The following is a 21606-nucleotide window of genomic DNA, read 5'->3' as shown; positions in this document are numbered from 1 at the left end:
GCCGACACCGGTGTCGGCCTACCTGCATTCGGCCACCATGGTCAAAGCCGGCGTCTATCTCTTGATGCGGCTCAATCCCGTGCTCGGTGACACCATCTGGTGGGAAACCATCCTGCCGGTGTTTGGCGGAACCACGCTGATTGTCGGCACGCTGCTCGCCATCCGCCAGACCGATCTCAAGCTGATGCTGGCCTACACCACGGTGTCTTCGCTCGGCCTGCTGGTGATGCTCACCGGCTTCGGCTCCGAGTATGCCATTGCCGCAGCCGTGCTTTATCTGGTGGCGCACTCGCTGTTTAAGGGTGCACTGTTCATGGTCGCCGGACTGATCGATCATGAGGCCGGAACTCGCGATGTGACCAGGCTTGGCGGCTTGCGCAAGGCGATGCCGATCACCTTTATTGCCGCCATGGCCGCCGCCATCTCGATGGCCGGCCTGCCGCCGCTCATCGGCTTCCTCGCCAAGGAGGAAATCTATGCGGCGCTGTGGGCGATGGATTCCTGGTCGCTGGCCTTTGTCGCCATTGCCGTCATCGGCAACGGGCTGATGTTCGTCATCGGGTTCGCGGTCGCCATCAAGCCGTTCTTCGGCCCGACCGTTAAAACCCCGAAGGCTGCCCATGAAGGGCCGGTTCTGTTGTGGCTCGGGCCGCTGACGCTGGGTGTGACGGCGCTTGTCGCGGGGCTGTGGTCGCCGCTCACTCATCGCTTCATTTCCTCGCCGATGGCCAGCGCCGTGGCGGGGGAGGCGGAGACCGTGTCGATCTCGCTGATTCCGCATTTCGGTCCGCCACTGATGCTGTCGCTGCTCACCATTGCGTTCGGCATGATCGTCTATCGCCTGCTGGATCGCGCCCGCGCGGCGATGACCTCGCTTCTCGCGGCCATCGGCTGGGGCCCGGATCGCGGCTTTGACCAGCTGATTTTCAGCCTTGTCCGGCTTTCGGTTTCGGTCACCCGTTTTGTCCAGCCGGGACGGCTTGATATCTACATGACCGTGACATTCCTGATGATCGCGCTGGCGCTTCTCGGACCGATGGCCTGGTATGGCGAATGGCCGGCCATGCCGGTCTGGCCCGCCGGCGTGCAGCTTCACGAACTGGTGGTCATTGCCCTGGTGCCGATCGGTCTTTTCGCGATCATCTATGCGCGCGACCGGCTCACCGCAATCGTCTCGCTGGGTATCCAGGGCTTTGCGGTGGCGTTGATCTTCCTGCTGTTTGGCGCACCTGATCTGTCGTTTACCCAGTTCATGGTCGAAACCCTCGCCGTGGTCATTCTCGCCCTTATCATGACAAGGCTGAGACTGACCGCATCCGATCATCGCCCGACCGGACAGAAGCTTTTCGACATGACCGTGTCGCTGGCCTGCGGCGGCGGCTTCATGCTGTATCTGCTGTCGGTCACGCAGCAGCCGTTCAACACGGCGCTGAGCTACTTCTTCTCGGCCTACTCGAAAATCGTCGCCCACGGCACCAATGTGGTCAACGTCATCATTGTCGATTTCCGCGGCACGGATACGCTTGGCGAAATCGCGGTGGTGATGGTCACCGGCCTTGCCATCCTGTCCCTGATCCGCATCAGGGTTCCGCGCTTTACGGGTGCGGTTGCTGACAATGATCCGGACCGCAATGACGTTGCCGGTCAGGGCATCGGGCAGAGCAGGGAGGCCAAATAACATGCGTACGGTGATTTTCCGCTCCATTGCGCCGTTTCTGACCAGCCTGATGGTGCTGTTTTCCATTTTCGTGCTGCTGCGCGGCCACAATGAACCCGGCGGCGGCTTCATTGGCGGCCTGATCGCGGCTTCGGCGCTGGCGATCTATGGTATTGCCTGCGGTGTCGCGCCGGTGCGCCGGGCAATCTATTTTCATCCGATGGCGATTGCCGCCTTCGGCTTGTTTATGTCGGCTGGCGCGGGCGTCCTGTCGGTCTTCGCTGGCGTTCCCTACATGTCGGGTCTGTGGATCTATCCGCACCTGTTCGGGGTCGAGCTGGCCCTGTCGAGCGTGCTGGTGTTTGACGTCGGGGTCTATCTGGTTGTCGTCGGCGCCATCAGTTCGATCGCGCTGGCGCTCGAGGAAAGGGATCGCGACTGATGGAAGCCATTTTCGCTGTTCTGGTGGGTATGCTGTTCACCGTCGCCATCTATCTGTTTCTGTCCAAGCACATCATCCGTATCCTGATGGGGGCGGCCATTCTTGGCAACGCCGTCAATCTGCTGATCTTCACCGCTGGTCGGGTGACGCGTGAAATCCCGCCCATCATCGGTGACGGGGCCAATACCCTGACCCCGGCTGCGGCAAACCCGCTGCCGCAGGCCCTGATCCTGACCGCCATTGTGATCTCGTTTTCGTTTTTCGCGTTTCTGCTGGTGCTGGGCTTTCGCGCCTACCAGGAGCTGGAGACAGACAACTCCGACGAGATGCGTGTAGCCGAACCGGTGGGCGAAGCTTCGCCACCGGCCGGTTACTGAGGGGAGGCCGGAGATGGCTGTCAACAGTGAAGGCCTGCGCGACTTTTCCGCCGTTTATGTGGTGCAGCCGGTTTCCTCAGCCGATTGGCTGGTCATCGCCCCCGTCATCTGGTGCATCCTGATTGGCGCGGTTCTGCTGATGCTGCGCAAGCGCACAGATCTGCAGCCGCTGATCGCCATTCCGGCGCTGGCTGTGCTCGTGCTGATGACGGTTGGGCTTGTGTGGCACGTGATCGGCAACGGCACGGTCAGCATGACCATGGGACGCTGGCTGCCGCCGTTCGGGATTTCCTTCACGGTGGACCTGCTGGGGGCGTTTTTCGCCGCCACTTCGTCGATGGTGGCTTTTGCCGCGGGCATTTATGGCCGCAGCGATGTCGATGATTCAGGCCGCCGCTACGGCTTCTATCCGTTCCTGATGCTGATCATGGCCGGCATTCTCGGGGCGTTCCTGACCGGCGACATCTTCAATCTCTATGTCTGGTTCGAGGTGCTGCTGATCTCGTCCTTCGGGCTCCTGGTTCTGGGCTCGGAGCGGGCGCAGATCGACGGCGGCACCAAATACGCCTTTCTCAACCTGATCGCCACCACGCTTTTCCTGGTGGCCACGGGCTATCTTTACGGCCTGTTCGGCACGCTCAACATGGCCGACATCGCCGTCAGGGCAGCCGAACTGCGCGGCACCGCGCCGCTGATGACGCTGGTCACGCTCTACCTGCTGGCTTTCGCCATGAAGGCCGCGGCCTTTCCGGTCAATTTCTGGCTGCCTGCCTCCTATCATACCCCCAGGATCGTGATCTCGGGACTGTTTGGCGGCCTGCTGACCAAGGTTGGCATTTATGCGCTGCTGCGGATTCTCGGCATGCTGTTCCCGTTCGAGCGCGAGGAACTGTCCTTCATCATCGCCATTGCCGCCGTGCTCACCATGGTTCTCGGGGTCATGGGCGCGCTGGCGCAGAACGATATCCGGCGCGCGCTCGGCTTTCTGGTGATTTCCGGGATCGGCGTGATGCTGGCGGGCCTGGCGCTTGGCAGTCCGGCCGGTCTCTCCGGCGCGATCTTCTATGCCGCCCATTCGATGGTGGTGATGACCGCGCTCTATTTCGCCGCAGGGATCGGCGGACGGCTCGGAGGCAGCTTCCAGCTGACACACGCCGGTGGCCTCTACACCAGGAACGCCTTGATTGCCGCCCTGACGCTGCTCTTGTTCCTGTCGGTGGCGGGGTTGCCGCCGTTCTCGGGGTTCTGGCCCAAGATCATGCTGGTCAAGGCTTCGCTCGACATCGGCGCCTGGTGGCTGGCCGGCGCAATCCTGGTCACCGGTTTTCTCACCACCATCACTGTCGGACGGATCTGGGTGCTGGCCTATTGGCGCCCCGCCGCCGAGCCTGACGAGATGACGCTGAGGACGATAGGCGAGATGCCGGCTGAAACAACTCCGGCCAACCCGCTGTCGGTTGGCGCGACGGCAGCGCTGGCCGGGCTGGTGCTGCTCACCGTTGCCGCCGGGGTCTGGCCGGAACCTGTCATGGCGCTCGCGCAGGACGCCGCGCGCGGATTGCTGGATCCGTCCGCCTATGTGCTGTCGGTCTTTCCCGTGGAGGCGTCCCAATGAGCCTGTTTCTGGTCAATGTTCTGCTTGCGCTGACGTGGGCGGCGGTCACCGGATCGTTCACATTCCTCAATTTCGCGTTCGGTTTCGTGTTGGCGGTTTCCGCCCTGTCGCTGATCCGCGAGCAGGTCGGCTCGATCGGTTATTTTTCCCGCGCCCGCCGGGTCATTTCGCTGCTGCTGCTGTTTGTGTACGAACTGGTGTTGTCGGCCTGGAAGGTCGCGGTGGTGGTGTTGTCACCGCGCATGGACCTCAAGCCGGGAATTTTGGCCTACCCGCTCAGGGTCGATCGTGATTTCGAAATCACCATTCTCGCCAACCTGATCACGCTTACCCCGGGCACATTGTCTGTCGATGTGTCGGAGGATCGCCGCACCCTCTATGTCCACGCCCTCGATGCCTCTGATCCCGACGCCACAAGGCGCGATATCGCCGAAGGTTTCGAGCGCAAGATCATGGAGGCGTTCCGATGATCAGCGTGGCGACCATCTTCGTTTCCGCAGTCAATCTGGCGCTGGGCATTCTGTGCCTGTCGTTTCTGATCACCATCTATCGCATCGTCAAGGGGCCGACACTGCCTGACCGGATTCTGGGGCTCGACATGCTGGTGGCGATCGCCATCGGCTTCATCGCGGTGATCGGCATCAAGACCGGATACACGCTCTATGTCGATGTCGCCATCGCGCTGGGGCTGGTCGGCTTCCTCGCCACGGTCGCATTCGCCCGTTTCGTGCTGTCTCGCGGCAAGACCGAGGACGATATCCTGGCCGAAGCGCGGCAGGCGGCCTCCATCGCGCGTCGCGAAGCCAAGGCCAGGTCAAAGGCTGCGACGCCGGACGGCAAGCCTGATGTTGTCGTGCATCCGGGCGCCGGCCAAACCGCGAAGGAGCCGCGCCAATGATTGAAATCGCCACATTGATTTCCGCCGCACTGCTGCTGGTCGGAGCAGCGTTCACGCTGGTCGCCTCGATCGGGTTGCTGCGCCTGCCCGACCTTTACACGCGTATGCATGCCGCCTCGAAGGCCGGGACAATGGGATCTTGCCTGATTCTGATTGCCCTGGCCATTCATGCTTCCGATTTCGGCACCGTCTCGCGGGCGCTGGCCGGCGTGGTCTTCTTCCTGCTGACAGCGCCGGTTTCATCGCATCTTCTGGCCAAGGCAGCCTATGCGGTCGGCTACGGATTGCACTCGTCCTCGGTGAGAGATGAAATGGCTCCGAAAGATGAACAATAGTGTTATGTCGAACCAATTGTATCTAAATTACAACTTAAGAATTCATGCGCGGCAGGCTTGCGCGTCTAAATTATAATTCGGTAATATGTTTTGATTAGTCTTGTTAAGACACCGGTCATGCTATGAGATTTAGTACTTGTTTGAACTTGAAATTCAGGTAAGTCAATTCTCGCGGACTGCCAAGAGGATCATGCGTTTTTTGTAACCATCTCTATTCCGTTCACAAGGCAGCCTGTTCGAGTAAAAAGTTAGGACCACACTATGACAGAAGCAAACAAGGACAATGGCGCCGATCTCTTGATCGAATTGACCGCTGAAATTGTCGCAGCCTATGTGAGCAACAACTCTGTTGCCGCAAATGATCTTCCAAATGTGATTTCCCAGGTGCACGCAGCTCTTGGTGGGGCGACAATGCCCGTGGAAGAAGTTGTCGAGAAGCCGAAGCCGGCGGTATCTGTGCGTCGTTCGATTCAGAATGACTATCTGATCTGTCTGGAAGATGGCCAGAAGTTCAAGTCTCTCAAGCGCCACCTGATGACCCACTACGGTCTGACGCCTGAGCAGTACCGTGAAAAATGGGAACTTCCGGCTGATTATCCGATGGTTGCTCCGGCCTATGCCGAGGCGCGATCGCGTCTTGCCAAAGAAATGGGCCTGGGTCAGAAGCGCAAGCGCAGCAAGTAAACTTGCCGCCGGAAGCTCCGGTGATCGCACGCGGTTTGGACGTCAACTCACGATCCGCGTGATATTCCCGAAGCCGGCGCAAGCAGTGTGGAGAGTTCTAACTCCTCCGCAAGTTTTCAAAAACCGTGGCTCCGGCCACGGTTTTTGATTCCGGCGCTGTCGTCGGCTGAATTCGCATCTCGCTGGCGCGCTGCGGACCATTTTACCGCTCCAGTTGGCCTGCCGATGCCCGGTGCGCATCAATATGGTTGGACAGTGGCGCCAGATATGAGGAAAAAATTCCTTGTAAATCAGGTGCATTTGAACAAAAACACTGATAAAACAACGATAGGATGCAGCCGGTGGCTGGCTGCACGTCCTCACTGTCTGCATATCATGTAAGAAAATATTCCTATAAAAGGAGGTTTTCATCATGGCAGATCGAGACGGACAAATTGACAGGCCCGACCAGTCCAACACCCATCGAGACCGGCTTTGGCCGCCTTGCAGGGGCAGCAGCAGCAACTTGGGCCCTCGCACCGGAGTGGTCCTGAACGAAAGCGTTCTGGCTTTCGTCGCCATTGCCGATCTGACGGTGCTGCGGGAGCCGCCGGCGTCTGTCCGCCGGTCAGGACCAGCGACGCGCCACGCACGCATGCCGGGCCGTGTCGGCATGGCGGCAAGCCGCGACAATCCGGTTGATATCTTGCGGTGTCGCATTGTTTGGCGACTGGTGGCGGAATTGTTCGCTATGGCCTGCGAGGCAGATCTGCCCGAGGGCGCGGCGCGGCGAAGGCCCCGCTGTCATGTCCGCCAGATCGCCATCTATCTCTCCCATGTCGTGCTTTCGGTGCCCTACAGGACCGTTGCCACAGCCTTTGGCCGTGACCGCACCACCATCGTGCACGCCTGCGCCGTGGTTGAGGATCGCCGCGATGACACCGGTTACGATCGCTTTGTCGAGCGGTGCGAGCGCTGCATTGAGGCCGTCTTCGCGCCGTTGGGGTGTGATCATGCGGAACCCTGACGCGCGGCAGGCGCGCAAGGCGATGGCGGCCCTCCTGGGTTTCGTGGCGAGACGGCCCGCGACCGGCGCGTTGCCCTCTGACCGGAATGCCCGGATTGGTCTTGAGCGAGACGACGGCGGCCGCCGGTTGGTGGATGCAAGCCTGCTGATGGCTGCTCTCTCACATGGCCTGCTGGTGGGCGTATTGTCGCAGGACCGAGCGGAGGGGAGGGCCAAGGGAGAGGCGCTGCAGTCCTATTCGCCGACGCCCGAAGGCCGGGCAGCGCTCAGGCGCTGGCTTTGCGATCCCGACAGCGCTTTTCAGGACCAGCACCGGAGCCTGGTTTCGAGGTCCGACCCGAAGCATGGCCGGGTCACCGTCAATGCCTGCGAATCGCCGCTTGCGGCGCTGGCACGGATCAAGGCCAAGGATGGATCGCTGTTTCTCGATCCATCCCATGTCGACGCCGGCGAGCGGTTGCGTTCCGATTTTATCCGGGGACAGATGCAGCCATCGCTCGCCCAGCGTTGGGAACCGGTCGGCAACGGACGCCAGTCCGGCGCGCCGGGCGGCGCCGCGGAGATGTCCGAGGCGGCTTTGTCAGCGCGGCTCAGGGTGGAGCGCGCGTTGACGGATGTCGGACCGGAACTCTCCGGTGTGCTCCTCGACGTGTGCTGCTTTCTCAAGGGATTGACCGAAGTCGAGCGCGAGAGAGGATGGCCGGCCCGTTCTGCCAAGCTGATGCTGCGCACCGCGCTGGCGTCTCTTGCCCGGCATTACAGCGCGCCCCGGGGCAAAGGCCTCAGGCGGCCGCCCGCGCCGCCGCCGCATGCGCCTTGATGCGCATCACCATCGAGCGCAGGCCGTTGGCGCGTTGTGGCGACAGGTGCTCGCCCAGTCCCAGCCGCGTCAACAGTGCCGCCTCGTCGAGATTTTCGACCGCTGAAGCCTTTTCTCCCGAGGTTGCCGCCAGCACGATGGCCACTAGCCCGCGCACGATGTGGGCGTCGGAATCGCCGCGGAAGATCATCACCGGATCGCCGGGATCGCCTGCTTCGGTCTCGGCCACAAGCCAGACCTGGCTGGCGCAGCCCCTGACCTTGTTGGCGTCGGTGTGCTCGGTCTCGGGCATTTCGGGAAGCGCCTTGCCGATCTCGATGAGATAGCGGTAGCGGTCTTCCCAGTCGTCCATATATTCGAAATCGTCGAGAATGGTTTGCAAACTGGTCATGTCGGGGTCCTGTGACTGATCAGTCATATAGGCGAAATCGGTCGAGAGTGCACCCCGTGGCAGGGCAATTCCGCAGTGTTCAGGCAAACAAATGCTTCACATCGTTGTGGGCGACTTGCCGCTGCCCGGAAAAGAAACTGCCACCGGGAGGAGGGGCTGTTGCCGGTGCCCGGGAAAGAAAAAGCGCCACCGGGAGGAAGGGCTGTTGCCGGTGCCCGGAAAAGAAAAAGCGCCACCGGGAGGAAGGGCTGTTCCCGGTGGCGGCGCATCAGATGCGGCTTGAGGTGGCAGTCTTGTGCATCATGGCTTCGGCAGTGGATCCTTCTGGTCTTGGCACCCGTGAAGCGACGTTGGGGGTGCAAGCGGGGAGGAACCGGCCCCTAGTTGGTCTGAGGCAGGGAACCCGTCACCAAATCGGTTTCATCGTTGGCGAATTTGGAGTCGAGGAACTGATAGGCGATGCGTGCACCTTCCTTGGCGCGGGTGCCCAGCGCTGCGAAGGTCTCGCTGCCGGTTTCGCAGATATCGGGTTTGCGCACGCAAATCTGCTTGATGTCCTCAAAGGCCTCGACGGCGGCTGCGACGCTCTGTCCCACCTCCAGCGGCGGCGCGGTCTCCAGCGCCTCCCGCGATCCGGTGTCCAGAAACGGCAAGGCGATCAACACCAGCGAGAACCAGAAACTTCCCTTGATTAAAAACCACATGAATGAGCCCTTCCTGTTGTCCGCCAGCTTTGGACGGAGATGCCCGGGTTGTCCCGGACTTGGCGAGGATCATGAAACAAAAACTTCAAGGCCAATTTGAAGTGGAGGCGGCATTTTGAGCCAAATTTGCCGAAAATTTTAACAATCGCGCCGAATCCGCCGCTCGCCTGCTGCAAGGCTGCTTTGGCGGAAGGCTCCGGGCCTGGCACCGCTGTGGCAGAACCTGGATGGAACTGGAATTTCCGCACAACAGCTCCCACAGCCAGGAGTCGCATTGGCGCGAAAGCCCTCGTTAACCATGTTTCCCGAAGCCGGCATTTCATCTCCGCGGTCGGTTGAAATCAGCCGGTTTTGAACTCTCTGCCGCGTCCGGCTTATTCTTTCCTTAAGTTGGCGCTGGCACAGTCGGATCAACAACAAACGACTGCGGCGTGTATGGAATCGGCAGTGACGGAATTGGATGATCTTATCGACAGAGTGAAGCTCGCTGGACGGCAAACAGCCGAATCCTGGCTGCGAACGCCCGCGTATGACACCCTGCAGACGCAGGACGGCAACGAGGCACGAGTTCGCGCCATGACGGCCTGTCTTTCCAGTGCGATTCTCACCCCTGTCATTGCTGTTCCGGCTTTGCTGACCGCGTTTACCTGGCCGCAAGCCATCGCCGGCGCCCTGACCGCTGCCGCCATGCCGATCGCCATTGCCGGCGTGCTTGCTTCCACCGGATCGCCGCGTATCGCAGGACGCCTCGCAATTGGCGCGGCGGCGCTTGCGTTGGGCGCGCTGGCGGTGTTGAGCGGTGGCCTTGCCTCGCCCTTCCTGCCGCTGCTGGCGCTGATTCCACTGGAAGCGGCGATCCAGTCGAAACGGCCGTCCGGGCTTGGGCTGGGGACCATCGCCGCGGTTCTGGCCCTGCTCGGTGTCGCGATGGCCGGCAGCGCCTCGATTGCCGGACCGGCGCCTGAAGGCGCATTCCTCGCCACCGGTCTGTCGTTCGGGCTTTATGCCCTGGTGCGCGGCCTGGCGATGTGCCTTCAAAGCGCGCCGGAGCCGCAACAACTGGCGGCAGTACCGGATGCGCCAGGCATCGTGACGGACCTCGATATTCTTGACGGCCTGCCGGGGCTTCTCACCCGCCACACCGTGCGCGGCGAGGTGATCCATATTACCGGCGCCGACCGGTCCGACTTCGCCCGGCGTGTCGGTGATCTGTCGGGCAAGGGCTTCGTCAATCGCATCCATGTCGCCGATCGGATCGCCTTCCTCGACGCGTTCGACCGGCTGCGCCTTGGTGACAGGCGCCAGCAGGTTGAAATTCGTTTCGAAAGCATCGGCGCAAGCGCGCAATTCGTCCATGCCGCCGTTTCGTTGTCGGCCGAACACGGACCGGATGGCGCGATCACCGGTGTTCTGGCACAGACCCGCGATATTTCCGCCGAGGTTGCCGATCGTCTCAGCGCCGACGCGGTTGTCGAGGAAGCCGAAACCGCCAACGCCGCCAAGACCCGCTTTCTGGCTGCTGTCAGCCATGAACTGCGCACGCCGCTAAACGCCATCATCGGCTTCTCGGACATTCTGGCGCGCGAGTATTTCGGCGCATTCAGCAACGAGCGGCAGCGTGAATATGTCGGTCTGATCCACCATTCCGGCGAGCACCTGCTGTCGCTGGTCAACACCATGCTTGACATGTCCAAGATCGAGTCAGGCCGCTACGAGGTCTTTGTCGAGCCGTTCGCGGTCGGCGAGGTGATCGACAGCTGCGACGCCATGCTCAAGCTGCAGGCCTCCAACCGGGGCGTGACGCTGACCCGCCGGCTTGCCCGCGGTGTGGGCGAGATTGTCGCCGACAGGCGCGCGATGCACCAGATCCTGATCAATCTGGTCGGCAACGCCATCAAGTTCACCGAATCCGGCGGCGTCATCAATGTCGATGCGGCCATCGAGGGCGACCGCTTCAGGCTGGTTGTCAGCGACACCGGCATCGGCATTCCCGCCGAAAAGCTCGCCCGCATCGGCGAACCCTTTGTGCAGGCGCAAAACGGCCTTGCCCGCCACTATGAGGGCACCGGCCTCGGCCTGTCGCTGGTCAAGGGTCTGGTCGATCTGCACGGCGGAACATTCTCGATTGCCAGCACCGAGGGCGAGGGCACCGTGGTGACCATCGATCTGCCCGCCGATGGATCGGGCGCCAACTGCGAAACCGGTGAACATGACAGTGTCACAGCGACGGCCTTCCCGCCGGTCTTGCCCAGACCCGCCAGAAAAGAACTGAAAAACAGGAATGAAGACCATGTCGAGACAGCGCGCAGCGCCTGACTTGTTGGAAGATGAAACCCGGTCCGGCAACGGCATTCTGGGGATGCTCGGCCAGATCGTGTCGGCGCACCCGTCGCTTGCCGGCGGGAGTGTTGCCTTCAGCGTGATCTTCGGCTTTGTCGCCGCCAATGCGCTGTGGCACCAGCCGGGCCAGCATCCAGCACCGATCCTCAAGACCCGCGAGCTTTCGGCTGCTGCGGCGCCGGTCACCTCGACCGGACCTGCGACCCAAATCCCGGGCGCCGAAGACGTGCCGGCAAGATCCGTCACCACGTTCCGCATAGAACGCAGCGACGAAACCCCGACCGCCTCGATCCCGGTCCCCTACGAGGCGCCGGTGTCCTCGCCGGCTCCGGTTGCGGCAGCCAGGTCCGCAGCCGATCCGGTGTTGAGCCGGATCCAGGCGATTCTGAGCGACAAGGGACTGTACAGCGGCGAGATCGATGGTCTGATGGGTCCGAAATCGGCTTCCGCGATCCGCACCTGGGAGAAAAACAACGGCTATTCCCAGACCGGGGAGGCGACGCCAGCGCTGCTTGCAATCATGGAGACTGCAGCCGCACCCGTCCGGGCCGCGGAACCGGCGCAGCAGGCGGCCGCACCGCAGTCGGTCAATCTGGCGCGCCTTGAGGAAATCCCGACGCCCGCGCCGAAACCGCATCTGGAGCCGGTGGTCACCGCCAAGCGCACAGGCGAACCGGTAACCGTGCCCGCCGAAGCCGTGGAAGGGCCGAGCGAACTGGTGCGGCGGATCCAGTCGGGCCTGTCCAACATCGCCTATGCCAATATCTCGGTCGACGGCGTTGCCGGCGCCCAGACCCGCGCGGCGATCGGAGCCTTCGAGAAGCACTACCGGCTTCCCGTCACCGGTCAACCCAACGAGACCGTGCTCAACAAGCTCATCGAGATCGGCGCGCTGTGAGGCTGAGAGCCGGCATCTTCGTCGCGGCCCTGACACGCCGCGTCTTCGCAGATGGCGGCATGGCGGTGGTTGAACGCCACGGCGCGGAAGAAGCCGGCGCGATCTTCATCCGCATCCGCCACCGCGACGGCACAGAAAGCCTGGCCGCACCCGCGCCGCAGACCGTGTTTGACGACGACCATCCCGACGGTCGGCTGTTCGAGATGAGACAATCCCGCGTCGCCGAATCCGAAATTTCCGAAACGCTCGCCCGCGAATCCCGCTTCGATTCCGACATCTGGGTGGTGGAAATCGAAACCGACACCCCGGAGCAATATCTGGATCTGGTCGAGGGATAGGGTGCTGCTCGCCCGCTGGTTCGCCGCCGTCCGGATTGCAACAATTTTACCGGTTGCAGTCGGGAGATATTATTCTTTTGCGTGCATCATCGAAGCCTGCAACCTGGGTTTTCGATGATGATAACAAGATTTTCGACACTGGTAATTGTCTGTTCAGCCGCAGCCTTCGCCGCGCCGGCGACGATCAAGACCATTGCCTCGCGCGCCCAGGCCGTGCGCAGCGATGATGACGGTGCCTGCGTCATCAAGGGCAACATCAGCGTCAACACTGGCGAGCGCATCTACCATGTACCCGGGCAAAAATACTATCTCCCGACCAGAATATCGCACCGGTTTGGCGAGCGCTGGTTCTGCTCCGAAGCCGACGCCCGCGCGGCGGGCTGGCGAAGAGCCAGACGGTAGAGCCGCCTCCGTCATCGCGACGGCACCGAGAGCCAAGCAAGCCTGATAGCCAGCATCAAAGCCTTTCTTTTCTGTCATGACCAGAAGCGCGATGTGCGACAGAACCGCGCCTAGCCGGGCGCTGTACGGTCCTTCTGTAGCAACTGTCTCGCCATAATCGGTGCGACGAGCAGCAGGCCGATCACGGTTGCGGTCAGATCGGGCGCAACCAGCAGGATGGCGGCCAGAACCAGCGCGACGCGCTCATACCAGCGGAGCGGTGCGAACAGCCAGTTGGATACAGCCGCAGCCAGCGCCCAGATACCCAGCACGGTGCCGCTGAATGCGAGGGAAAATGCAGTCCAGGTGAAGTTATCGGTGACCAGTAACAGTGCCGGTTGAAACGCAAAGACGAAAGGCACCAGCGCCTTGCCCATACTGAGCCGGAAGGCGGTATTGCCGGCCTTGAACGCATTGGCATTGGCAATCCCGGCACCGGCATAGGCCGCCAGCGCAACTGGTGGCGTCACATCGGCCAGGACCCCGTAATAGAAGACGAAGAAATGGGCGACCAGCGGCTCAACCCCGAGCAGGCCGAGGATCGGTGCCGCAACGGCGACCATGATGATGTAGTTCGCGGTCGTCGGAATGCCGCAGCCCATCAGAATGCAGACAATGGCCGTCAGGATCAGGGTGAAGAGCAGCGTCAGAGTTGGCACGCCCATCAGCTCGAAAGGCAGGAAAGCCAGAAGGCTGTGGATCGAGCCGGCCCAATCCTGCGCAATGCCTGTGACCATATAGGCGATCTTGAAGCCGACGCCGGTCAGCGTGACAACGCCGATGACGACACCGACCAGGGCAGCGGCCGCTGTGACCGACAGCGACTGCTTGGCACCCAGGATGAAGCCTTCCCATACGCCATGGAATGTGCCGCGCAGACCGTCGATGATGCCGCCTGCACGAACCTGCTGAATGACAAGAACACCGATGCAGGCTGTGATCGACCAGAACGCGGCGGAAAACGGCGTGCGTCCGGATAACAGGATGGCGACCAGAACGATGAGCGGAACAACCGACAGCCAGCCTTCTTTCATGACTTTCCAGGCATTGGGCAGTTCGGCGGCAGACAGGCCGCGCAGGCCAAGCCGCCGGGCTTCCAGATGGACCTGAACCAGCACGCCGAAAAAATGCATGAAAGCGGGAACCAGCGCAGCCGTCAGAATGGTGGTCAGCGGCAGACCCAGATACTCGATCATCAGGAAGGCGACTGCGCCCATGACCGGCGGGGTGATCTGACCGCCGGTGGAGGCTGCGGCTTCCACGGCGGCAGCAAAGTGGCGGGGATAACCGATGCGGATCATGGCGGGGATGGTCAGTGCGCCTGTGGTCACGGTGTTGGCGATCGACGACCCTGAAATCGAGCCCAGAAGCGCCGATGACAGCACCGATACCTTGGCCGGTCCGCCGGCATAGCGGCCAGCCATTGCCGAGGCCACATCAATGAACAACTGGCCAAGCCCGATGCGGGTGGCCATCACCCCGAAAAGCACGAAATGGAACACATAGGTGGCAATAACGCCGAGCGCCGTACCGTAAATGCCTTGAGAGGTCAGATAGAGATGGTTGACGATATTCGACCAGCTGGCGCCCGGATGAACGAAGATGCCGGGCATCGACTTTCCGAAATAGGCATAGGCAATGAACAAAAGCGCGATCACCGGCAGCGGCCAGCCCATGGAGCGGCGCACGGCTTCCAGAAGCACGACGATCAGGATCGTCCCCATGGCGACGTCGATCGGCAGCGGATTGCCGACGCGGAAGGCAAGATCGCTGTAGATCCAGGGCACATAGAGTGCGGCAATCAACCCGGCAATGCCGAGTACCCAGTCGGTCAGCGGCAGTCCGAAAGGTCTCAGCGCACCCGGCTTCATCTCTTTCTTGCCGAACGCGGAAAAGCTCAGGAAGACGACCAGCAGCGTGACACCGAGATGCAGGCCGCGATGCACTGTTGCCTGCGGGATGCCAAAGCCTGCGGTATAAAAATGATAGCACGACAGCAAAAACAGGATCGTTGCCGTGATGATGGTCAAGGGCCAGACCAGAACGCGGAAACGAAGTTCCGGATCGTAGGTTTCCTCGATCGCCTGCAGTTCATCCGCGCTCAGATGACGAATGCCCTCGGCCGGTTCCGGCATTTGCTTATCCACACTCATGGGCCCCACCACATTTTGAGAGCTTTAGAAACTGAGGGCCGCGCAGGTCATGCGCGGCCCCTTTAAGATCGCTGTTGTTCAAGACGCAATAGGTCTTTGCTTTACTTCAGAATCCCGGCTTCCTTGTAAAACTTTTCAGCGCCCGGATGCAGCGGAATGCCGACGCCGTCAAGCGCGGTTTCCTTGGTGATCGACTTGCCCTTGGCGTGACCGGCATCGAGCTGTTTGCGGGTGTTGTCGTTCCACAGCGCCTTGGTGATGCCGTAGATCAGCTCTTCCGGCTGATCGGCGCTGGTGACCCATTGGGCGCCCACGGCCAGGGTCTTCACGTCGTCCGCATTGCCTTCATAGGTGCCGCCCGGAACGGTATCGTTTGCGAAGAAGGTATATTTTTCGCAGATCGACGGTGCTTCGTCGCACGAGATCGGAACCAGCTTGACGTCGTGCTGGCTGGCAAGCTCGGCAATGGCGCCGGCCGGATAGCCGCCAACGAAAAAGAAGGCGTCCATGGCGTCATCACGCATGCGGTCTGCGGCCTGGTCGGGCTTGAGGAATTCGGGCGAAATGTCAGCTTCCGACAGGCCATAGCCTTCCAGGATGACGCGGGCGTCGACGAGAGTGCCGGAGCCCGGCTCGTCCAGCGAAACGCGCTTGCCCTTGAGATCGGCAACGCTGTTGATGCCGGAACCGGCGCTTGCCACCAGGTGGATGCTCTCGGGATAGAGATTGGCGATGGCGCGCAGCTTTTCAACCGCTGGCTTGCCATCCCAGATACCGGTGCCGGTATAGGCCCAGGTCGCAACATCGGACTGGGCGAAACCCGATTCCAGGGTGCCGCCGGCGATGGCGTTGATATTGGCAACCGAGCCGTTGGCCGACAGCGCCGAGGCAACGAGGCCGGGAACGCCGCATGAACCGCCTTCTTCGCAAGGGCGCGAACCGGGCGGGTTTGAAATCGCGTTGGCCAGCAATCCGCCGATCGGATAATAGGTTCCGGCTGTCCCGCCTGTGCCGATGCGGAAGAAGGACATGTCCTGCGCCACGGCGCTTGTCGCCAGGCCGATTGCCAGCGCAGCGCCAGCGATGAATTTGTAGTGTTTCATGATAACTCCCTATCAGGCTCTTGCAATGTTCCGGCAGCTTATGTGCCTTCTCGCACGCGTGCAAGACGCCCGTAGCGAATGGCATCAAAAGGCGGGATTGGACGTTTGGAAGTCGTGATTTTAGGCGCAACATCAATCATCTGGGACCATCTGTTCGATAACGACCGAGCCACTTTGCAGGAAACCGTCACCATGATTCGTAACGAAGGTGCTGTGGCGTTTGCCAACGGCAGGACAAATATCATTCCACTCAAAATCGGGTAAACAGGAGGTGGCTGACACGCCCTGTCGATAGTGACGGCCCATTGCAGGTATCGGCAAACATCGCTGCCGGCTCGCTGAAGAACTCCTTCAGGCCAAGCGTTTGATCCTGGCCTCGATGCGCTGTTCGAAATCGGCCAGTGCCATCGGCTTGCCATAAAAATAGCCCTGAAACTCGATGCAGCCGAACCGAGCCAGCAAAGCGTGCTGCTCAATCGTTTCCACCCCTTCAGCCAGAACGGTGTGCCCCAGATCGCGGCTCATGAGGACAACATTCTTGACGAGCGAGGCGCTGACCGAGCTGTTCACCGCGTCTTGCACGAAGCTGCGGTCGATCTTGACCTGCTGGATAGGCAGACGGCGCAGATAAGACAGCGAGGAATAGCCGGTGCCGAAATCATCGAGCGCTATGGTGATACCCAGTTCGCGCAACCCGTCAAGTTTGGCGATCACCAGATCGATATCGGTGACCAACACGCTTTCGGTCAGTTCGAGAATCAGCCGGTGCGGGTTCGCGCGGGTTTTGACCAGCGTGTCGCGGACGAATGCCTCGAAGTCCCTGTGCATGAGCTGGCTGGCGCTGACATTGATGGACAGGCTCAAATGCCGGAAAAGCGGATTCTTGCTCCATTCGGCCAACGTCCTGCAGCCTTGTTCGAGCACCCATCCGCCGATGGCGACCATGAGGCCAAGCTCTTCCGCCTGCGGAATGAACTCGACCGGGGAGACAGCACCGCGTTTCGGGCTGTTCCAGCGCAGAAGCGCTTCGGCGCCGATCGTGTTTTGCGACAGATCGACCTGTGGCTGATAGGCCAGTTGAAACTCGTCGTTCCACAAGGCGGTCATCAGGTCGCGGCTGAACTTGTCCTTGCGGTTGAACTCGGCCTGCATGGCGTGGATGCAAACCGCAAGCAGGGTGGTGGCCATGACTGCATTGGCCCAGGTGCCAATGGTTCGCGCCATATCCGGCAGTACGACAAAGGGGGATGTCAGTGGCGCACTGGCGAGCACGATGAAAGCCAGCAGGCACAGGCCGATCAACACCAACTGCGCACGCGATTTTCCGCGCTGATAATTCAGATACCCCAGAGCCGCCAGGACCAGCAGGTAGAGATGACTTATCCGTGGCGCATCCGCCGTCGGAACGTCGAGTATCAACCCCATGGTGATTGCGATCGCCATCAAAGCTGCCTGGCCGGCCAGAATTCCGAAAGCAAGATGTCCGCGCCGGATCAAAAAATAGATCGCCAGTCCGCCGACGAAAGCCGAGAGCTCCATGGCCACCACAACCCACGAACCTAAAGCGGCAAAGATTACGGCCTGGATGAACCCGATCCCGGCAATTGCCAATGATCCATAACGAAAGACAGCGACCATTCGCGCTGAATAATGTTTGGAAAGTTCCGGCGAGACCTGTGGCTTTGAGGTTGCCATTGGTGTTCCTAGCTTGGCGTCATAAGCTGTTTTAACCCATGCCTACGTTTCGATTTTTTTGTGACGAGCATTTTCCTGGATCTGCAGCCAAGCTCCGCTCTCTGCCCGGACTGCAAAATTCGACCCAGGTCACATCAACCCGAAGCCGACCTCTGATCTGCTGATGCGCCGGATGCGCGATTGTATGGAGTGGATCGTCCATGCGGCTAGGCAACATAGTGGGCTTTTTGCCTGTGACCCTGTCCGGCGCAGGCGTTGATGTCTTGCACAGGCGCAGCGACCACCGTCTGGTTCTTGCCCCTGTGCTTGGCATCATAGAGCGCCTCGTCGGCGCGCTTGATCAGCATTTCGGGTGTGTCGTCACCCTGCCACAGGGCCAGACCGATGCTGATGGTCACCCGGCTTGCCGGGACGTCTCCCAAGGTTCTCAACCGGAACGATTCAACGAATTTGCGAATCCGTTCGGCCACTGCGAAAGCATCGCTGGCGGTGGTGCCGGTAAGCACCACGAGGAATTCCTCGCCGCCATAGCGCGAGACGATGTCGCCGTCGCGCAGGGCGAGGCTGATCTTGTTGGCCACCCCCTTGATGCAATCGTCACCGGCTGCGTGGCCGAAAGTGTCATTGAGCTGCTTGAAGTTGTCGATGTCGAGCATCAGGAAGGCTATCGCCGGCTTGGCATAGGCGGGGTCGTCCCAGATCCGGGCGATATCCTCCTGGGTCGAACGGCGATTCTGAATGCCGGTCAGCGGGTCGAGATTGGCAAACACCTGCAATTCGGCATTGAGGCTCGCCAATGCCTCCTGATCGCGCAGTTCCCGGATTTTCGATTTGAAGCTGTTCCACTGGCTCCGCAGCGTTGCCTTTCGCGTCGAGGCAAAAGCAATGATGACTCCGCTGTAAAAACAGCTGGTGCTCAGCGCCAGCAAAGGATCGGGGACCGGACCGATGATGAGCATGCCGGCATGCAGAAGGATTGCCGCGACAACTGCAATGACCGTCCAGCGAAACTCGATAGGGAAGAACAGGATTGCGGTGGCCACCGTAAACAGCGCTCCAGTGATATAGCGCTCGAACATCGAGACGCCACCCAGTGCGCCCAGCGCACCGGTCCCGATCATGATGGTCGCCGATACCGCAAGCAGCGTCGCGCCCTGGATCCAACACGCTCGCTGCCGTCCCCAGAGCATGTGGAGGCCCAGCAGAATGCTTGAGATCATGAAGCCGCGGATAACCAGCGTTGCCATCAACAGCGAGGGGCTGACAAGATAATCGAAAGACATCAGCAGAAAATTGAAGACGAAGGCCGCCTGTAGCCAGGCACGTGCCTTGAGCGAATGTGCTGCCCAGGAATAGCTGTCGTAGAGAGCGCCGAGTGCCGGGGAAGCATCGTGCAAATGGCTGCGCTGCGTCAGCAGCCGGTCAGGCAGCATGACCCGATCAGTCATGGCTGTCTTGAGCGCATCATTATAGACGCGTTGGCTAAGTGTCCGGTGGTTGGTGTGCGCGATCTTCCTCATTTGTGCCCGAGTGTAGCACCGGGGTATTAAGAATGGCTTTGCGGCTGATGCAATGCTGCGCCATCAACAGGATCGGTTTGTTGTGATGCTCCCATCGAGCCCAACGCAGGCGCCAGCCTGAAGAACTCTGTCGTGCCGAGCAGGGCGGGGAGCAGGTTTTGCAGGTGGAAAAAACAAAACCTCTTTTCCAGGTTTGGAAACAATGCCCGCATATTCGACGTCAGTAGCCGGAGCGCGGAATGGCAGCTTCCGGACAAAGCACGGGTGAGCGTGAACCTCGGAGACGCGGCTCAAAGCCGTTGTTTACCAACTGCCGGCCGCATCTCCGCACAGTGCCGGTACCAACATTCGGCGACACCACACCCAAACGCCGCCAATCACCCCGTCTTGCGGGGTGTCGAGGTCTTGCGTGTGTCCTGCGGAGCTGTGTGCTGGACCGGATCTCGGCGTACCGGTCTGGTGTCGGCGAGTGCGGGCACATGCGACGAGCCGCCGCTGGTGTAGCTGTCGGCGCGTTGCCAGGCTTCGAGGCGGGCGGTGCAGGCGTCGCTGTCGAGGTCGCCGATCAGATCGGTGGCGAGCGTGTGCTTCGCCGATGGCTGGGCCAGATGCGGGAAGAAGCTTTCGAGCGCGGATTTGATTGTGGTCTCGGGCACGCCCAGACCGATCAGTGCTGTTGCGAGCTGGCGGCCGGACACATCCATCATGATCCGTTCGGCCAGCGCGAAGCTGGTTTCCATCGCGTCGGCCAGTGCGGTGGCGAACCAGTTTTCCTGGTCGCGCTGGGCGTAGCGCGCCAACTGATCGAGCCTGACCGGGGTCACCCGGTGGCGCAAAGGCCCTGAGGCGGCCGTTTGGTCAAAGCGTGTCGCCGGTCCTGTGGCCAGCTTGCGGGCGCTGACCGGGCGGTTGAGCGGCTGTGCCGGGGCCCGGTGACCAACCTTCGGCGGGGTGTATTTCGACCTGGCAACCTCGCTGCGCGGCTTGGCCGCAGGCGTGCCGGCGTCGCCGGTGCGACTGCGCAGCGCCAGCGCCTTGAGTTCCGCTCTGAGCTTTTCACTCGGATCCAGCGGCGGCGCCTCGACCAGCGGCCGGGTTTTCACCTGAGCTGCGGCAACCGGTGCGGCGGCAGGGGCCGGGGATGGGCTTGGCGCTTTCGCCGGATCGGGGATCAGGCCGCGCAGGATCAGCAGTCCTTCGACGGAAGGGTCGTCGAGGCTCCTGAGCGCGGCAATCGCCTGTGGCGAGAGATCTGATCGCCGGGCCGCGGCCCGGGCATGGGGCGCGCCATGACGCGCGACAGCGCGGGCGAGCGTGCTTTCCTTGAGCAGCGGATAATGTGCGATGAACGGGGCGGCGATGGCGATCGGTTCATTGACCAGCATCTCGGCGACATCGTCGGGCAAGCGTGACAGCCGCGACAGCGCAGCCGAGGCGGTGCGCCGGACATCCTGGCTGGCGGCTGCAAAAAGTGGTATGAAAAGCCGTGAAAACCGGGCCATGTCCTGTCGTGTCGGATGTTCGAGACACTCAAGACCGCTGATGGCTGCCATCAGCACCGCATCCTTGCGGCGGGCCGCATCGGGCTGTTCGAGATCGCGAAAATTGTGTGACACGGAAACACCTAACTGAAACGCAACAGGACACTTGGTTCAACTTAGCCCAAAAGCGTTAGCAAGCTGTTAACCAAGTCGTGGCTTGATACATACGAAGCTGGGAGAAGAGTGTCGAGCGTATTTCCTGTTCCACTGAGTTGGAGTCCAGATATGACGACAATACTGACCTTTGATCAATCACGATGCAGACCCGTATCGGCGGTGCATCCCGACGGTAAAAACCTGGCAGGTCCGGCCAAAGTACTGATGTTCACTGGCGTTCGACGCGAGTCCCTTCTGGAAACGCTGGCTCCCTACGCACCGAGACATCCTGAACCGATGTTCAACGATCCGGCACCGGACAAGCCCGGCGGCACAAAGCCGCGCCGCGGCAAGATCGGCTAGATTCGGGCACGACCAGGGTTTCGACAGGGATCGGTAAAGCCGCTCCCGTCGGGAGTGTCATGAACTCTGTGTATCTGGCCTGGCCCATGCGGGTTTCAGATACGGTCACGCGTTGAAGCGCTCCCCGAACATGATAGCAAACTGGTTTCTGGCTGCAAACCATTCCCGGACATTGCGGCCGCCTTTCTC

The 21606-nt window shown here is 61.1% G+C and carries 23 protein-coding genes; 16 read left to right on the top strand and 7 right to left on the bottom strand.

Annotated elements, in window-relative coordinates:
* From mbhE to ABJN75_RS11600, 10 genes are all read left to right on the top strand, one after another.
* The coding region (mbhE, locus tag ABJN75_RS11645; RefSeq protein WP_348439762.1) for a hydrogen gas-evolving membrane-bound hydrogenase subunit E at positions 1–1678 on the top strand (1678 nt) is incomplete at its 5' end.
* A 1-nt stretch (position 1679) separates the two neighbouring features.
* Entirely contained in the window at positions 1680–2099 is a 420-nt protein-coding gene (locus tag ABJN75_RS11640; RefSeq protein ID WP_348439761.1) for a Na(+)/H(+) antiporter subunit B, read from the top strand.
* On the top strand, positions 2099–2476 hold the full coding sequence (locus tag ABJN75_RS11635; RefSeq protein WP_348439760.1) for a Na+/H+ antiporter subunit C: 378 nt from the start codon (positions 2099–2101) through the stop codon (positions 2474–2476). Before ABJN75_RS11640 ends, ABJN75_RS11635 begins: the two co-directional genes overlap by 1 nt.
* 13 nt (positions 2477–2489) lie before the next feature.
* Positions 2490–4091, top strand: a complete 1602-nt coding sequence (locus tag ABJN75_RS11630) for a Na+/H+ antiporter subunit D (protein WP_348439759.1) — start codon at positions 2490–2492, stop codon at positions 4089–4091.
* Positions 4088–4561, top strand: a complete 474-nt coding sequence (locus ABJN75_RS11625) for a Na+/H+ antiporter subunit E (RefSeq protein ID WP_348439758.1) — start codon at positions 4088–4090, stop codon at positions 4559–4561. The genes ABJN75_RS11630 and ABJN75_RS11625 overlap by 4 nt, the downstream gene beginning before the upstream one ends.
* Positions 4558–4989, top strand: a complete 432-nt coding sequence (locus ABJN75_RS11620) for a cation:proton antiporter (protein ID WP_348439757.1) — start codon at positions 4558–4560, stop codon at positions 4987–4989. Before ABJN75_RS11625 ends, ABJN75_RS11620 begins: the two co-directional genes overlap by 4 nt.
* Positions 4986–5324, top strand: a complete 339-nt coding sequence (mnhG, locus tag ABJN75_RS11615) for a monovalent cation/H(+) antiporter subunit G (RefSeq protein WP_348439756.1) — start codon at positions 4986–4988, stop codon at positions 5322–5324. The genes ABJN75_RS11620 and mnhG overlap by 4 nt, the downstream gene beginning before the upstream one ends.
* A 261-nt stretch (positions 5325–5585) precedes the next feature.
* A complete protein-coding gene (locus ABJN75_RS11610; RefSeq protein ID WP_348439755.1) occupies positions 5586–6008 on the top strand; it encodes a MucR family transcriptional regulator in 423 nt (140 codons plus the stop codon).
* 505 nt (positions 6009–6513) lie between these two features.
* Positions 6514–7014: a helix-turn-helix domain-containing protein gene (locus ABJN75_RS11605; protein WP_348439754.1), complete on the top strand. Its 501-nt coding sequence runs from the start codon at positions 6514–6516 to the stop codon at positions 7012–7014.
* Positions 7001–7834, top strand: a complete 834-nt coding sequence (locus ABJN75_RS11600) for a DUF6456 domain-containing protein (RefSeq protein WP_348439753.1) — start codon at positions 7001–7003, stop codon at positions 7832–7834. Before ABJN75_RS11605 ends, ABJN75_RS11600 begins: the two co-directional genes overlap by 14 nt.
* Here the strand turns inward: ABJN75_RS11600 and ABJN75_RS11595 are convergent.
* Positions 7797–8225 carry a SufE family protein gene (locus ABJN75_RS11595; protein ID WP_348439752.1) on the bottom strand — a complete coding sequence of 143 codons (429 nt, stop codon included), beginning with the start codon at positions 8223–8225 and terminating at the stop codon, positions 7797–7799. The genes ABJN75_RS11600 and ABJN75_RS11595 overlap by 38 nt on opposite strands.
* A 380-nt stretch (positions 8226–8605) precedes the next feature.
* Positions 8606–8929, bottom strand: coding sequence for a DUF5330 domain-containing protein (locus ABJN75_RS11590; RefSeq protein ID WP_348439751.1), 324 nt, complete (start codon positions 8927–8929; stop codon positions 8606–8608).
* A 447-nt stretch (positions 8930–9376) separates the two neighbouring features.
* On the opposite strand from ABJN75_RS11590, the gene ABJN75_RS11585 reads away from it, so the two are divergent.
* The 4 genes from ABJN75_RS11585 to ABJN75_RS11570 all read left to right on the top strand — a co-directional run bounded on the left by ABJN75_RS11585 (position 9377) and on the right by ABJN75_RS11570 (position 12907).
* Entirely contained in the window at positions 9377–11245 is a 1869-nt protein-coding gene (locus tag ABJN75_RS11585) for a PAS domain-containing sensor histidine kinase (RefSeq protein WP_348439750.1), read from the top strand.
* A complete protein-coding gene (locus ABJN75_RS11580) occupies positions 11220–12167 on the top strand; it encodes a peptidoglycan-binding domain-containing protein (protein ID WP_348439749.1) in 948 nt (315 codons plus the stop codon). Before ABJN75_RS11585 ends, ABJN75_RS11580 begins: the two co-directional genes overlap by 26 nt.
* Positions 12164–12505: a DUF1491 family protein gene (locus ABJN75_RS11575; protein WP_348439748.1), complete on the top strand. Its 342-nt coding sequence runs from the start codon at positions 12164–12166 to the stop codon at positions 12503–12505. The genes ABJN75_RS11580 and ABJN75_RS11575 overlap by 4 nt, the downstream gene beginning before the upstream one ends.
* 114 nt (positions 12506–12619) lie before the next feature.
* Positions 12620–12907: a succinoglycan biosynthesis protein exoi gene (locus tag ABJN75_RS11570; RefSeq protein WP_348439747.1), complete on the top strand. Its 288-nt coding sequence runs from the start codon at positions 12620–12622 to the stop codon at positions 12905–12907.
* Between the two features lie 110 nt (positions 12908–13017).
* Here the strand turns inward: ABJN75_RS11570 and ABJN75_RS11565 are convergent, their stop codons facing one another.
* Both ABJN75_RS11565 and ABJN75_RS11560 read right to left on the bottom strand, forming a co-directional pair.
* The gene (locus ABJN75_RS11565) at positions 13018–15081 is read right to left on the bottom strand and encodes a TRAP transporter permease (RefSeq protein WP_348439746.1); all 2064 of its coding nucleotides are present in this window, start codon (positions 15079–15081) and stop codon (positions 13018–13020) included.
* 119 nt (positions 15082–15200) lie between these two features.
* A complete protein-coding gene (locus tag ABJN75_RS11560) occupies positions 15201–16202 on the bottom strand; it encodes a TAXI family TRAP transporter solute-binding subunit (RefSeq protein WP_348439745.1) in 1002 nt (333 codons plus the stop codon).
* A gap of 78 nt (positions 16203–16280) precedes the next feature.
* On the opposite strand from ABJN75_RS11560, the gene ABJN75_RS11555 reads away from it, so the two are divergent.
* A complete protein-coding gene (locus ABJN75_RS11555) occupies positions 16281–16466 on the top strand; it encodes a hypothetical protein (RefSeq protein ID WP_348439744.1) in 186 nt (61 codons plus the stop codon).
* Positions 16467–16553: 87 nt separating this feature from the next.
* On the opposite strand, the gene ABJN75_RS11550 is transcribed toward ABJN75_RS11555, so the two are convergent.
* The 3 genes from ABJN75_RS11550 to ABJN75_RS11540 form a co-directional block, all read right to left on the bottom strand.
* Positions 16554–17897: an EAL domain-containing protein gene (locus ABJN75_RS11550; RefSeq protein WP_348439743.1), complete on the bottom strand. Its 1344-nt coding sequence runs from the start codon at positions 17895–17897 to the stop codon at positions 16554–16556.
* Positions 17898–18103: 206 nt separating this feature from the next.
* Complete coding sequence (locus ABJN75_RS11545) at positions 18104–19417, bottom strand: GGDEF domain-containing protein (protein WP_348439742.1); 1314 nt, start codon at positions 19415–19417, stop codon at positions 18104–18106.
* A gap of 377 nt (positions 19418–19794) precedes the next feature.
* A complete protein-coding gene (locus ABJN75_RS11540; protein ID WP_348439741.1) occupies positions 19795–21033 on the bottom strand; it encodes a hypothetical protein in 1239 nt (412 codons plus the stop codon).
* A 150-nt stretch (positions 21034–21183) separates the two neighbouring features.
* Between ABJN75_RS11540 and ABJN75_RS11535 the strand changes: the two genes are divergently transcribed.
* Positions 21184–21417 carry a hypothetical protein gene (locus ABJN75_RS11535; protein WP_348439740.1) on the top strand — a complete coding sequence of 78 codons (234 nt, stop codon included), beginning with the start codon at positions 21184–21186 and terminating at the stop codon, positions 21415–21417.
* The last annotated feature ends 189 nt before the right edge of the window (positions 21418–21606 follow it).

The sequence above is a fragment of the Hoeflea sp. genome, from assembly GCF_039975035.1.
Lineage (GTDB): Bacteria > Pseudomonadota > Alphaproteobacteria > Rhizobiales > Rhizobiaceae > Hoeflea.
The sequence above is the reverse complement of the archived record's forward strand: the minus strand, read 5'-3'. Positions and strand labels throughout refer to the sequence as shown.

Excerpts from the sequence above, each read along its gene's own strand:
- ABJN75_RS11640 (WP_348439761.1), top strand. The coding sequence starts at position 1,680 with ATGCGTACGGTGATTTTCCGCTCCATTGCGCCGTTTCTGACCAGCCTG.
- ABJN75_RS11635 (WP_348439760.1), top strand. The coding sequence starts at position 2,099 with ATGGAAGCCATTTTCGCTGTTCTGGTGGGTATGCTGTTCACCGTCGCC.
- ABJN75_RS11630 (WP_348439759.1), top strand. The coding sequence starts at position 2,490 with ATGGCTGTCAACAGTGAAGGCCTGCGCGACTTTTCCGCCGTTTATGTG.
- ABJN75_RS11625 (WP_348439758.1), top strand. The coding sequence starts at position 4,088 with ATGAGCCTGTTTCTGGTCAATGTTCTGCTTGCGCTGACGTGGGCGGCG.
- ABJN75_RS11620 (WP_348439757.1), top strand. The coding sequence starts at position 4,558 with ATGATCAGCGTGGCGACCATCTTCGTTTCCGCAGTCAATCTGGCGCTG.
- mnhG (WP_348439756.1), top strand. The coding sequence starts at position 4,986 with ATGATTGAAATCGCCACATTGATTTCCGCCGCACTGCTGCTGGTCGGA.
- ABJN75_RS11610 (WP_348439755.1), top strand. The coding sequence starts at position 5,586 with ATGACAGAAGCAAACAAGGACAATGGCGCCGATCTCTTGATCGAATTG.
- ABJN75_RS11600 (WP_348439753.1), top strand. The coding sequence starts at position 7,001 with ATGCGGAACCCTGACGCGCGGCAGGCGCGCAAGGCGATGGCGGCCCTC.
- ABJN75_RS11595 (WP_348439752.1), bottom strand. The coding sequence starts at position 8,225 with ATGACCAGTTTGCAAACCATTCTCGACGATTTCGAATATATGGACGAC.
- ABJN75_RS11590 (WP_348439751.1), bottom strand. The coding sequence starts at position 8,929 with ATGTGGTTTTTAATCAAGGGAAGTTTCTGGTTCTCGCTGGTGTTGATC.
- ABJN75_RS11580 (WP_348439749.1), top strand. The coding sequence starts at position 11,220 with ATGTCGAGACAGCGCGCAGCGCCTGACTTGTTGGAAGATGAAACCCGG.
- ABJN75_RS11570 (WP_348439747.1), top strand. The coding sequence starts at position 12,620 with ATGATGATAACAAGATTTTCGACACTGGTAATTGTCTGTTCAGCCGCA.
- ABJN75_RS11565 (WP_348439746.1), bottom strand. The coding sequence starts at position 15,081 with ATGCCGGAACCGGCCGAGGGCATTCGTCATCTGAGCGCGGATGAACTG.
- ABJN75_RS11560 (WP_348439745.1), bottom strand. The coding sequence starts at position 16,202 with ATGAAACACTACAAATTCATCGCTGGCGCTGCGCTGGCAATCGGCCTG.
- ABJN75_RS11555 (WP_348439744.1), top strand. The coding sequence starts at position 16,281 with ATGGCATCAAAAGGCGGGATTGGACGTTTGGAAGTCGTGATTTTAGGC.
- ABJN75_RS11550 (WP_348439743.1), bottom strand. The coding sequence starts at position 17,897 with ATGGCAACCTCAAAGCCACAGGTCTCGCCGGAACTTTCCAAACATTAT.
- ABJN75_RS11545 (WP_348439742.1), bottom strand. The coding sequence starts at position 19,417 with ATGAGGAAGATCGCGCACACCAACCACCGGACACTTAGCCAACGCGTC.
- ABJN75_RS11535 (WP_348439740.1), top strand. The coding sequence starts at position 21,184 with ATGACGACAATACTGACCTTTGATCAATCACGATGCAGACCCGTATCG.